Here is a 12,886-nt window from a genome sequence, read left to right as displayed (position 1 = left end):
AACTGCCCAACCATGAGGGCTTAAAGCGAGTATGCACTCTATCAAATTCCGCTTCATCGGCAATAGGCAAGCGCTTAACAAGCGCACAACTGCTCACAAAATAATCACAATCTAACATTCCTTTGCACTGGGCATCTAGTATCGACCAAAAATAACATTCGAAACCCATAAAAAAAGCGTGGGGCTCCACGCTTTGTATATCTACATTTTGTCCATAGAGCGTTTCAACCAGCGCATTAAAGCCCAAGTTAAACGCTCTATTAACAACCTTAACGCTGAGTTTCAGTCAGTTTTTTAGGATCTAATAACGATTCCAATTCCGACCTTGGCAAGTCGGTCATCGCTTCTGCAACATCGATAACAGGCATCTTATCTTTGTAAGCTTTTTTCGCTATTTCTGCGGCTTTCGCATAACCAATGATAGGGTTAAGCGCCGTCACCAAAATAGGATTTTTTGCCAATGCTTTCTCAAGGTTTTCTTGGTTAACCGTAAATCCTTCAATGGCCTGTTCGCCCAACAGCACACAGCTATTAGACATTAGCTTAATACTCGAAAGCAAATTATCGGCAATCATGGGCAGCATAACGTTAAGCTCGAAATTACCCGACTGCCCGCCTACTGTTATGGCTGCATCGTTCCCTATCACCTGCGCCGAAGCCATTGCCACCGCTTCGGGTATTACTGGGTTCACTTTGCCCGGCATAATAGATGACCCTGGTTGCAATGCGGGTAGCGATACTTCACCTAATCCAGCAAGTGGCCCTGAATTCATCCAGCGTAAGTCATTTGAAATTTTCATTAAGGTGACCGCGAGGGATTTTATCGCGCCAGATAAGGTTACCGCAGTGTCTTGCGAACTAATTAATGCGAAGCAATTGTCAGCAGGGCTAAATGCGATGCCAGTAAGCTCAGATAGCTTATTAGCAAAGGTTTCAGCAAAGTCAGGATGTGCATTTACACCTGTGCCCACTGCTGTTCCACCTTGCGCTAACGTTTGAATGGCAGGTTGAAGCATTTTTACTGTTTCTAACTGCTGGCCAAGCTGCGCAGACCAAGCACGTAAACTTTGATCCATCCTAACCGGCATAGCATCCATTAAATGAGTACGGCCCGTTTTGCAATAATCAGACACTGAATTCGCTTTGGTATCAATGATACTAATTAGCTTAGTAATGGCAGGGATAAGCGACTCTTTCAGTTCAATGGCGGCACTTGCGTGAATAGTAGTGGGAATAACATCGTTTGAGCTTTGCCCGTTGTTCACATGATCGTTAGGGTGAACCACTCCCCCTTCACGTTTCCCCTGTTGTTGATTCGCCAAGTTTGCGATAACCTCGTTGGCATTCATATTTGTGCTAGTCCCTGAGCCTGTTTGGAATATATCTACAGGGAAGTGCTGCTGTAACTCAGGTTCACTCAGTAATGTGTCACAGGCTTGTTCGATAGCGTCGGCAATGTCGGCATCAAGTGTATCGAGTTTTTTATTCGCAAGTGCAGCGGCTTTTTTAATTGTCACTAGAGTGCGAATGAAAGTAAGCGGCATTCGCTCACCACTTACTGGAAAGTTATTAATTGCGCGTTGTGTTTGGGCGCCATATAACGCATCGCTAGGGACTTCTAGCTCCCCCATACTGTCACTTTCTGTTCGGGTATTTGTCATAACGATCCCCTTAATCTGAAGAAATAAATCTTACTGCTACTCTTGGCTACTTCGCCCTGCACGGTTTGGATCCTTATTTACCTTTCAACAACAGTGCATCTGTCAATACATTCATCAAAGCCCACATCAAAAGCACTGATAGAAGCACTGCCCGATACATGTGTTTTATAAGCGTTGAAGATGAAGATTGACAGATCACTATTGAATGATAATAATTACTATTATCATTAGCGGCATTTACAGCATGATCTGAACACGCAAGTATTCGTAGGAATTAATACAGTTCGCTAACGAAAAACGTTGTAAGAGTCTTCGGTAAAACTTTTATTTTTTACCATATCGCGTGGGTTAACCACATATTGCTATCATTTGGAATCGAGAGTGTCTTCCCTAACCTCAACTGAAAAAGTCAGTAAATTCAGCATTAGGCAAAAAACACTAATGTTAAACAAGCGCCTCTTCTTACCGGCGTTTGTCGTTATGCTCCTTGTTTACTCATTCACTCAGGAAGCGACCATTGCGGTTTTGTCTGATGCCTATTTTCAAGTAGCGGCATTTGTTTACGCATCACTTTCTATTTACTACATTGCCACGTTAAAAGTCTCCGCTGAAGCCATCGGCGACTTTATGCGCAAGCATCCATTTTATGAAGTAGGCTTAGCCTCTTTCCTCGGTGCACTTCCCGGCTGCGGGGGCGCGATCATAGTGGTCACTCAATACACCCGAGGTGTCACAAGCTTTGGTGCGGTAGTTGCTGTACTTACAAGTACCATGGGTGACGCCGCGTTCTTATTATTGGCACAAGCGCCGTTTGACGGTTTAACGGTCATGGGTGTTGGAATGGTGGTAGGTACCCTAACCGGCGTTATTGTGAACCGTTTCCACAATTACCAACCACCGTCCTCAACTAGAGCACTAAATAGTACCGATGGCCATGTAGGTAGCAATAGTGACGATAGTGAGCAAGCACCAAGCACGGCTCCCTCTTCTATTGATAAACTTTCTACCTACTTCTGGCTGATTGTAGCGTTACCGTCACTTGCCATCGCACTGGGCTTGTCGTTTCAATCTCCAGTTCATGAATATCTAGGTATTACGGAACCAACGTTGCAACTTATTGGTGCTGTGTTGTGCCTATCGGCAATTACACTGTGGTCATTAAATGGTGGCAGTGCAGGTTACGCCTCGCTTACCAAAGAAGATGCTATTACGCCTCCACCACGCTGGCAGAGTAAAGCCGCGTTAGACACCCAATTTGTATTAGCTTGGGTTGTCGTCGCTTTTTTATTGTTTGAATTATCGATACTGTGGTTTGGACTAGATATAGGTGCCACGCTAACATCAATGGGCGCAAGCGTTGTAGGCCTAGCAATTTTAGTTGGCTTTTTACCTGGATGTGGTCCACAAATTTTAGTGACCAGCCTGTATTTGAATGGTGCAGTGCCATTTTCAGCTCAGCTTGGTAATGCTATTAGTAACGACGGTGATGCATTGTTTCCCGCCATCGCCCTATCGCCAAAAGCGGCCATTCTAGCCACTGTTTATTCCGCGGTTCCTGCCATAGCAGTAGGTTACGGGTATTATTTTCTATTTGAGAGATAGCGATGTCAGTAAGGCTAACCGTTGCAAGATACTGTCGGTTTGCATTTAATGTATCGACGAGGCGCTACTGAGTATCTTCCGACAAACTGTCACGGTTTAATGCGTCTTCCCATTTGACCGTTTTAGCTAAGTCTCCGCGCTTAGTATTATATTGGTACACGGTAGTTTCAAGGGTAATTGATGTCGGTTGAAATCCATCAGGTAGCGTAAAGCTTGTATTAATGGCTTGAAAATATTTAAACCTATACTCAATTTCTTGCTGAATAAACTCTGGTTCACCAATAGCAACCGTGTACTCCTTCCCTTCCCGCTCACCTACTAAGGTGACAGCAAGTTTGCCCTTAACTAACGCTTTGTTTTGTCGCTGCTGAAGCACTACAAAACGCATTTGAAATTGATTAGGCTCTGGCAGTGAGACAACCTCTACCCCTTCAATGACAAAACCATCTTGGGTGGTTTCAGGTGCCATAATTCGCTGGTAAAAAGCCAATTGCTGTTGTAGCTGAGCCTGCTCGATTTGAACGTTGTTGAGCTGCTCAGCTATCGATTTATTTTCCAGTTCTGTTAACTGTAACGCGACTTCCAGTTGATTAACCTGAGTCACATATTGATTATTTTCACTGACTAATATCGCAATGGTTTTATCTTGAGCGGCTACCTTCAGGCTATCACCCTCATCCACTATTCGCGCTAACTTGTAGCCAAACGCTATCATTACCAGTAACAAAGCAGCGACAAGCAATGACCACTTATAATCGCCTAGGAGTTGTTTCAATTTATCGGTTGTCATGAATAGTTTTGGTTCTTAATTTGCTTGAGCCAGAGACATTAAAATTCTTAACATTATGAATTTCAAGTGTTTGTGGTAAGCTGCTTATATCTACGATTTCTCTACTGTATCACAACATGCGTTTGCAGGCTTTACGACAAGAAGTGGCTCACCCGAGGACGTCTATACAACTTTGCCTCTTGGGTATAGTGGGCGGCGTAAGTGCTGCATCGCTGATCATCATGTTTCGTCTTTGCGTGGAATGGCTCCAAGCTTCAGGTTTCGGCGCACTGCGGGAGTGGTTCAATGATGAATGGCCGGTTTGGTTTCTCATGCCCTTACTTAGCGTGCTGTGTATTTTGCTTATTGCCTATATCACCGGTTTTAAGCACTATCGAATGGGTATTCCCTTCGTTATCCACCGAGTAAAATATTACTACGGCCATATTCCCTTTCGCACCACTATTAATCAATTTTTCGGCGGTATGTTGGCCTTAGCCGGCGGCTTCGTGGTAGGCCGAGAAGGCCCCTGTGTTCATTTAGGTGCATCGGCCAGCAGTTTCTTAGGTCAATGGCTACGGCTTCCCTACAACAGCATTCGTATTTTAGCGGGATGTGGTATTGCTGCGGGTATATCCGCCTCATTTAATACCCCGTTTGCGGCAGTTATCTTCGTTATGGAAGTGGTGCTGCGGGAATATAAAATACATATATTTGTGCCTGTAATGCTTGCCGCCGCCTGCGGATCGGTACTAACCCGTATCGTATTTGGGCAGGTAAACGAACTGTCATTTTTGTCTTTTACCGCATTTAGTCAATGGATGTACCTTTACCTCGTTTTACTAGGCGTATTACTCGGTATGCTCGCTACATTATTTAATAACCAACTTATGCGGGTAATGACCTGGTTTAGACCTGTCCCTATGGTGTGGCGACTCATGCTGGCGGCGCTAATAACGGGTACCGTGGGTATGCTGTTGCCCGAGGCATTAGGGGCGAACTTTATTGATGTTGAAACGCTGTTTGCCAGTAACCCAGAAACCCTTTTGCTGTGTGCTATTTTAGTGAGCAAGGTTGTACTGGCTGTATTTGCTATTGGGCTGGGTATTCCCGGCGGCATTATTGGGCCTGTCATGGTTATCGGCATGCTTGCTGGCGCTGTACTATTGGTGCCCTTGTCATATTTTATCGATGTGCCTGAATTTACTAACAGCTTTGCCTTATTAGGCATTGCTGGCATGCTTACCGCCGTACTTCATGCGCCGTTAGCGGCCTTATCTGCGGTAATGGAGCTATCTTACAGCCCTGAAATTATCTTGCCCGCTATGCTGGTCATCGTGCCTGCGTATGTGACATCAACACAGTTTTTCGGCAATCGGTCTATTTTTATTCGCCAATTAGACTATCAGAACTTACCCTATGCTATCTCTTCCATTCGCGAAGCCCTTGAAAAAACCGGTGTACTGGCGGCATTAAGTAAAGACTATAAGCTTTTTCATGATGCCCCAGATAAAGCGCTAGAAGACTATTTGTCGAAAAACCCGACAAAAATCGTCATTCAGCAGTCAAAATTTGAAATAGATGTGCAGTATCGTCTGGTCCAATATAATGTGAGCTTAGAACACGATGCTAATGCTCTCAGTTATCACGAGATGGAAGGCTTGAATGCCCAAAGCACTCTACATGAAGTGTATGAACATCTTAAAAATACGCGCTCTGGCGCGGTCTATATTTACGATCAGGAACACAACGACATCATTGGCGTTATTACCTGGAATATTTTGCAAAGCTTTTTACAAAAGGCACAGTATTAACAATGTACATTTTATGGTTTAAAGCACTTCACATTTTCTTCATGCTTGCGTGGATGGCAGGAATTTTTTATCTTCCTCGGCTTTTTGTTTACCACGCAGAAGCCACATCGCAAGACGTGAAAGATCAGTTTAAAGTGATGGAGAGAAGGCTGTGGTTTTTTGTCACCCCTTTCGCTTTTTTAACCTTAGCGTTTGGCGTCGCACTTATCGTAAGCTACGGCAGTACGTGGTTTAAAATGTCAGGTTGGCTGCACATTAAATTCATGCTTTTGCTTGCACTTTACAGCTATCACTTCTATTTGTTTAAGCTAGTAAAACAATTCTCCCGTGATGAAAACCGTCACAGTGCCAAATTTTACCGCATTATTAATGAAGCTCCGGTACTGCTAATATTGGCTATTGTTTGTTTAGCAGTAGTAAAACCGCTATAAATTATACAGGCCGTATTACCACGGACTGATGTTATGGAATAACCGTTAAATAACCTAAAGGAAACTACATGGATGATAGTAACCAGCATTTAAAAGACTTGTTGTCGCAAACTGATTTAGCGTTTAAAGCGCTGATGCGCCAACCTAGCTCTAGCGAGTTGAGTAACGCTTACGACAGCGCTAAGGCTGAGTTAGACGCCTATATGAAGTCGTTGCGAAATACGCTTTCTCAGCGCAAACACCTACAACGCCAGAAAGCCCGTTAAGAGGTTTTCGTAAAGGTTTCAAACTGGTTAGGTAATGCTGCGCTCAGCTCTCCAGCCAGAGCAATATAATCTTGGATCATCGCAGGAAGCTGCTTCCACAATAAGGGTAAGTTTTCTTTTAGCTGTTGAGCTTGGCCGGGGTTACGATACTGCAACGCCAGTTCAACATTCGCTAGGGTAGTAAATAACTTCAAGCAACGAGACAGCCTTTTCTCTGGGGTATCTGAGGCATTGATATCTTCAGGCAGGGCCTCTTTTGCACTTAGCTTTTCCCACGCCTGTTGCCAGACTTCTTCAAGTTGCTGGTGCACATAAAGTAAACCTTCAAGCCATTGGGCTAGTTCAGGGGCGATTTCAGGCGCAGTATCAAGTTCACCATCTGAATACTCACAGCGCGTGGGCATTAAGGTTTTTTCGTCTGTCATACACTGCAGGTGAGCCCTTAAGTTATTCATCAGTACATCCGCTAAAGCATCTACATCTTTGTCTACTAGTGCACTTGAAGAGCTTTGAATCAACCATGGCATCCACTGCTCTGGCATAGGGATTTCTGGTGATGCCGCAACGGCGAATATCATACCGTCGGCTTTGTAAGCGCTAGGTAGTACGTGCGTTAATTTGCCCTTTTCAAACACAGGCAAAAGAATATCGATGGGACGCGCCGTTTCTGACATTAAAATTTCCTACTAGCGGTTGAAATGACCTATTTATAACCTGTACCCTTCGCGCCCGTTTACCATGTTGGATTAAAAACGTTGGCTAAAAACGTATTTTTTCAATTGTATCCAAAGCACGAGAACATAGTGAGCGAATAGCAATAGCGTTTGTTTGCGTAGTTGCGCAATAGCTAACCTATTGTCATGATAGCAAAACTAAACTAAGAGTGACTGCAATGGCAAAAGATAAATCAGGATATATTATCGCGGCCGCCTTCATTGGCCCAGGTACAGTAACAACGGCAAGTCTAGCAGGCGCTAACTTCGGTTTTCATTTGGTGTGGGCATTATTGTTTTCAATTTTTGCCACCATCGTATTACAAGATATGGCTGCTCGCCTAGGGGTGGCAACGGGCAAAGGCTTGGCATCAGCGATGAAAGATATGGTGTCTACGCCATGGCTGAAAATGCTTTTTATTGCGTTAATTGTTAGCGCAATTGGTATTGGGAACGCCGCCTATGAATCAGGCAACCTAACCGGCGCCGCCATTGGTCTGGATGCGTTTTGGGAAATTGGCACAGGCACTTGGGCACTTATTCTTGGTGCGCTAGCTATCGCACTGCTTTGGACGGGTAGCTATTCATGGATAGAAAGCGTACTGGTGTACCTCGTGTTTATTATGGCTGGGGTGTTTTTCGTTACCCTTGTTGTAGCTAAGCCTGATATATCATTAATGTTTAGCCAGTTACTGCAGCCCCGTTTAGCCGCCGATTCCATTACTACCATACTTGCGTTAATAGGCACCACCATTGTGCCTTACAACTTATTCCTTCATGCGAGTCTTGTGGCGAAGTCATCCCAAAACTCGGATAAAACGAATTCTGATAAAAGCGATGCGATTAAAGCGTGCAGAAAACAATCGGCAACGGCTATTAGTATGGGCGGCTTAATTACCCTTGTGGTGATGGCCACGGCCATGATGGCTTTTTTCAATCAAGCCGCCACCATGGATGCAGGTAACATGGGCGAACAGTTAAAGCCGGTGTTAGGCGACAAAGCCCAGTGGTTCTTTGCACTAGGCTTATTTGCGGCTGGGCTAACCAGCGCCATAACCGCGCCTCTTGCGGCTGCATATGCAGTATGTGGTGCGCTGGGGTTATCTGACAACATGAAGAGCAAAGGGTTTCGCGCAGTATGGTTAGCAATCATTGTGTGTGGCGTTGCCGTTGCTGCATTAGGATTTAAACCCTTGCCAGCTATCTTATTTGCTCAGGCTACCAACGGCTTATTGCTGCCTATTATTGCTATTTTTTTGTTAGTAGTGATGAATAAAAGCAAAGCTCTCGGTGATTTCAAAAATACCCTATGGAGCAATCTTGCAGGGGTTTTAGTGGTATCGGTTGTGGTGGGATTAGGTCTCTATAAACTGACTAGCCTATTCATCTAATCCGCTAATTTTAGCCACTAAAAAGCCCGTTATGCGTTAAGCAAACGGGCTTTTTTTATATGCTAGCGTTTAATTAGTAATTAGCGCGTAAATAGTGGCTAGCGTGTAATTTGTCGCTAACTTGTGAACTACTTAGCTAAACGTTGTAGTACATCATTAAGCATCGACTGGCTGCAGCCAAAGTTAATTCTGAAATGATCCGCTTTATGAAAATCTGCGCCAGGAGAAGGCCCTACGCCTTTTTCCTCTGCCCATGTTTGCACGTTTTCTACGCCTAAACCACTTGCGTCAACCCAGGCTAAAAAGGTAGCGTCAGGTTTCAACATTGATAACCCGTCGATACCGTTTATGGTTTCAAACACGGCATCACGGTTCGCACGTAAATAGTCAATTTGAGCACTGTGCCAATCATCACACAACGTAAATGCGGCTTCGGTAGCGGCTAATCCCAGCACGGTAACCCAAGGCATAATGCCCGCGGCTGCGCTGGTAAATTGCTGCCTAAGTTTAGAGTCTGGAATAATCGCAAAAGAAGTGCCTAAGCCCGCAACGTTAAAGGTTTTGCTAGCAGCCATTAGGGTAACACTGTTGTCGGCTAAGTTAGCCTCACGACCTGCAGGTATATGCTTAAGGCCTGGCTCTAAGATTAAATCACAGTGGATTTCATCTGAACATAAACGCACGTCATTGGCGTTACAAATATCAGCAACCCGATCTAGCTCTGCTTTAGTTAATACCGAGCCAACTGGGTTCATTGGATTACAAAGAATGAATAGCTTACATTTGGGGTCGGCCGCATGGGCTTCTAGAGCTTCGAAATCCAACGTATAGCGCTTTCCTTGTGATTCTGGGTCAATCACAGTGCCAATATCGATACGCTCTAGTTCATTTAATTTTGGCGCCGCTAGCAATGGGGGGTAGTTAGGTGTTTGAATAAGCACCTTATCGCCTGGCTCACAATACGCTTTACAGGCTACGTTGAACGCAGGCACTACGCCTGGTGTCCACACAATCCATTCTGATTTCACATCCCAGTCATGTTTGAGTTTCAACCAGCGCTGAATTGCGCTTATAGCGCCTTGATGCTGACCCGGTAGTACATAACCTAAGTTGCCGTGCTCAACTTGTGCTGAAATTGCATCCAAAATAGGCTGTGCGCAACGAAATTCAGTATCGGCAACCCAAGCAGGAATAATGTCCTTACCTTTATATTTTTGCCACTTAAACGAATAGGTATCTTTACGAGGTGGAGTTTGGTCAAAATTAATCGTCACACATACATCCTGTTGCCATTACATTATGGGCACCAGTGTAATAATTCGTAAGCATATAAACTAGCGCTGCTTAGACCATTTAGGACTTTTTTATTTGTTTGCTAGCACCATTGCATACTTTTACTGACGAGTAGCTCGTTATTAACTAACGCGACTTTTCGTATTTGCTAGCACTACGGATTTCGCCTTTGCGGCCAAGGCGTCCATTTCCAGCGGTTTCGCTAAAAATCCAGATACACCTAATTTGCGCGCTTCCATGACGACTTCTTTATTGGGATCGCTAGTGATAAGTAAAAAAGGAACGGATAAATTCGCAGATCGGCATGCTTTTAACAAACTTAACCCGTCATACTCTTTCATGACTTGGTCGCTGATAATAAGCTGAAGGGTGTCTGGTGTTTGTTGGAGTAAGAATTCACGGGCAATTTTACTTCGGCTAAACGGGTAAACCGTCGCCGACAAGCGGGTTTCTAATGCATCGGTAATAAGATCGAGCGTGATAACATCGTCTTCAATAACTGCTACAGAGAACACGGGCTTTGCCTTTTTAGTTTCATTAACTTGATGATAGAGGCCAAACTCGATGTTGCCAACTCATCTTTCGTCGAAATTTCAGCAAAAAGCTTATGCAAAATGCTTTAGCAAAATAAAAAAACGCCAGCGTTAACGCTGGCGTTTCTTGAATCATCTTTACTGCTTTTAATAACCTATGAGGCTAACAAAGCAAAAGTGATTACTTTTTCTCGCGTGAAGCACGCTTACGTTCGTTTTCAGTAAGAAGTTTCTTACGAATACGAATAGACTCAGGCGTTACTTCTACTAGTTCGTCTTCATCGATAAATTCAAGCGCTTGCTCAAGAGACATATTGATCGGCGGAACCAAAGTTTGCGCTTCATCAGTACCAGAAGCACGAACGTTGGTTAACTGCTTACCTTTAAGGGCGTTAACAGTTAGGTCGTTGTCGCGGCTGTGAATACCGATAACCATACCTTCGTAAACTTCTACACCGTGACCGATAAACAAACGACCACGCTCTTGTAAGTTAAACAAGGCGTTAGTTAGCGCTTTACCATTAGCGTTGGCAATAAGAACACCGTTCTTACGCTTGCCAATGATACCGCCTTTGTACGGACCATAGTGATCGAATGTATGGTAAAGCAAACCAGAACCAGACGTCATCGTCATGAATTCAGTTTGGAAACCAATCAAACCACGGCTAGGAATAACGAAGTCGATACGTACACGGCCTTTACCATCTGGAGACATATTGGTCATTTCAGCTTTACGCAGACCAAGTTGTTCCATGATAGAGCCCTGATGCGCTTCTTCACAGTCTACCGTTAGTGTTTCGAACGGTTCTTGTGTTTGGCCATCTTCTTCTTTAAGAATAACTTCTGGACGTGATACTGCTAGCTCGTAGCCTTCACGACGCATGTTTTCAATAAGGATACCCAAGTGAAGTTCACCACGACCTGATACGCGGAATTTATCCGGATCTGGTGTTTCTTCAACACGTAGTGCAACGTTATGTACTAGTTCGTCATTCAAACGCTCTAGAATGTTACGTGAAGTAACATACTTACCTTCTTTACCAGAAAACGGTGAAGTGTTTACTTGGAAAGTCATGGTTACTGTTGGTTCATCAACAGATAACGGAGTCATTGCTTCTACTTGGTTAACATCACAAATAGTGTCAGAGATTTTAAGCGAACCTAAACCTGTGATTGCGATGATATCGCCTGCGCTTGCACCTTCAACTTCGTGACGTGCTAAACCAAGGTAACCATATACTAGGCCAACTTTACCGTTACGCTTTTCGCCTTCAGCAGTTACCACAGTAACTTGTTGGTTTGGCTTAACAGTACCGCGCTTAATACGGCCAACACCTATTACACCTACATAAGAGTTGTAATCGAGTTGAGAAATTTGCATTTGGAATGCGCCAGATGCATCTGCGTCTGGAGGAGATACTTGGTCAACGATTGTTTGGAACAACGCATTCATGTCATCTTCAGGTTTGTCGGCATCTAATGAAGCCCAACCGTTTAGTGCTGATGCATAAACAACTTGGAAGTCTAACTGGTCGTCAGTTGCACCAAGGTTATCGAACAAATCGAATACTTGATCCATAACCCAATCAGGACGTGCGCCAGGCTTGTCAATTTTGTTGATAACAACAATTGGCTTCAAACCTTGAGCGAATGCTTTTTGCGTTACGAAACGCGTTTGAGGCATTGGGCCTTCTTGCGCGTCTACTAGAAGCAACACTGAATCAGCCATTGACATTACACGCTCTACTTCACCACCGAAATCGGCGTGTCCTGGAGTATCTACGATGTTGATACGGTAGTCGTTCCAGTTAATAGCAGTGTTTTTAGCTAAGATTGTGATTCCGCGTTCTTTCTCGATGTCATTCGAGTCCATCACGCGCTCTTCTTGCTCTCCGCGAGTTTCAAGAGTGCCTGATTGTTGTAACAGTTTATCAACCAAAGTTGTTTTACCGTGGTCAACGTGAGCAATAATAGCAATGTTACGTAATTTATTAATATCAGTGGTAGTCATCTAGGGAGCCTGTGTAAATCATTACATGCCAATAAGCATGCATTAGATTTGTTGCAAAAAATGCAGATAGTAAATTTTGCGCGGATTGTACAGAAAAACCACGGCGTTTGCGCACCTTTTTTTTAAAGGGAGGCATGTTTTTCATTATTATAGTCTTTGATTAACGAATTTATTACTTTTGCGCCCTGTTTTCGGTGGTAACTGAAGACGAGTTACTCTAGGCTAGCTAACGGCTACTTAATTTTAATTTGCACCAAAATATAGCGATTTAGCACCATTTGGGTGCATCACCATTAATCATTCAGTAATCCTCTTGCTGCTAAGCCAGCAAAATCGGAATCACGATAGATGGCATGAAAATCGCTTTTAGTTTTTCCACTGTTGGGATGAAGCTGATCATTC

At 44.0% G+C, this 12,886-nt stretch carries 11 protein-coding genes; 5 read left to right on the top strand and 6 right to left on the bottom strand.

The window, feature by feature from the left end; translation table 11 throughout:
* Nucleotides 1–269: 269 nt before the first annotated feature.
* Nucleotides 270–1,661 (bottom strand): class II fumarate hydratase, encoded by a 1,392-nt coding sequence (locus R1T43_RS04795; RefSeq protein ID WP_317353434.1) that lies wholly within the window; start codon nt 1,659–1,661, stop codon nt 270–272.
* A 381-nt stretch (nt 1,662–2,042) separates the two neighbouring features.
* On the opposite strand from R1T43_RS04795, the gene R1T43_RS04790 reads away from it, so the two are divergent.
* On the top strand, nt 2,043–3,263 hold the full coding sequence (locus R1T43_RS04790) for a putative manganese transporter (RefSeq protein ID WP_317353432.1): 1,221 nt from the start codon (nt 2,043–2,045) through the stop codon (nt 3,261–3,263).
* A 64-nt stretch (nt 3,264–3,327) separates the two neighbouring features.
* Here the strand turns inward: R1T43_RS04790 and R1T43_RS04785 are convergent, their stop codons facing one another.
* Nucleotides 3,328–4,053, bottom strand: a complete 726-nt coding sequence (locus tag R1T43_RS04785) for a DUF6776 family protein (RefSeq protein ID WP_317353429.1) — start codon at nt 4,051–4,053, stop codon at nt 3,328–3,330.
* A gap of 116 nt (nt 4,054–4,169) precedes the next feature.
* On the opposite strand from R1T43_RS04785, the gene R1T43_RS04780 reads away from it, so the two are divergent.
* The 3 genes from R1T43_RS04780 to R1T43_RS04770 all read left to right on the top strand — a co-directional run bounded on the left by R1T43_RS04780 (nt 4,170) and on the right by R1T43_RS04770 (nt 6,543).
* Entirely contained in the window at nt 4,170–5,846 is a 1,677-nt protein-coding gene (locus R1T43_RS04780) for a chloride channel protein (RefSeq protein WP_211071489.1), read from the top strand.
* Between the two features lie 2 nt (nt 5,847–5,848).
* Nucleotides 5,849–6,277 carry a protoporphyrinogen oxidase HemJ gene (gene hemJ, locus R1T43_RS04775; protein WP_057789716.1) on the top strand — a complete coding sequence of 143 codons (429 nt, stop codon included), beginning with the start codon at nt 5,849–5,851 and terminating at the stop codon, nt 6,275–6,277.
* Between the two features lie 68 nt (nt 6,278–6,345).
* Complete coding sequence (locus R1T43_RS04770; RefSeq protein ID WP_211071490.1) at nt 6,346–6,543, top strand: hypothetical protein; 198 nt, start codon at nt 6,346–6,348, stop codon at nt 6,541–6,543.
* Here R1T43_RS04770 and R1T43_RS04765 read toward each other — a convergent pair.
* The gene (locus tag R1T43_RS04765) at nt 6,540–7,217 is read right to left on the bottom strand and encodes a UPF0149 family protein (RefSeq protein WP_317353422.1); all 678 of its coding nucleotides are present in this window, start codon (nt 7,215–7,217) and stop codon (nt 6,540–6,542) included. The genes R1T43_RS04770 and R1T43_RS04765 overlap by 4 nt on opposite strands.
* Before the next feature lie 218 nt (nt 7,218–7,435).
* Here R1T43_RS04765 and R1T43_RS04760 point away from each other — a divergent pair, with 218 nt between their 5' ends.
* Nucleotides 7,436–8,647 carry an Nramp family divalent metal transporter gene (locus R1T43_RS04760; RefSeq protein WP_317353420.1) on the top strand — a complete coding sequence of 404 codons (1,212 nt, stop codon included), beginning with the start codon at nt 7,436–7,438 and terminating at the stop codon, nt 8,645–8,647.
* A 128-nt stretch (nt 8,648–8,775) separates the two neighbouring features.
* Here R1T43_RS04760 and R1T43_RS04755 read toward each other — a convergent pair whose 3' ends face one another.
* From R1T43_RS04755 to typA, 3 genes are all read right to left on the bottom strand, one after another.
* Entirely contained in the window at nt 8,776–9,915 is a 1,140-nt protein-coding gene (locus R1T43_RS04755) for a MalY/PatB family protein (RefSeq protein ID WP_410549011.1), read from the bottom strand.
* A 147-nt stretch (nt 9,916–10,062) separates the two neighbouring features.
* Nucleotides 10,063–10,455 (bottom strand): response regulator, encoded by a 393-nt coding sequence (locus R1T43_RS04750; RefSeq protein ID WP_211071494.1) that lies wholly within the window; start codon nt 10,453–10,455, stop codon nt 10,063–10,065.
* 199 nt (nt 10,456–10,654) lie between these two features.
* Nucleotides 10,655–12,484 (bottom strand): translational GTPase TypA, encoded by a 1,830-nt coding sequence (gene typA / locus R1T43_RS04745; protein WP_317353414.1) that lies wholly within the window; start codon nt 12,482–12,484, stop codon nt 10,655–10,657.
* Nucleotides 12,485–12,886 lie beyond the last annotated feature (402 nt).

It is taken from the genome of Alteromonas sp. CI.11.F.A3, from assembly GCF_032925565.1.
GTDB lineage: Bacteria > Pseudomonadota > Gammaproteobacteria > Enterobacterales > Alteromonadaceae > Alteromonas.
The sequence above is the reverse complement of the archived record's forward strand: the minus strand, read 5'-3'. Positions and strand labels throughout refer to the sequence as shown.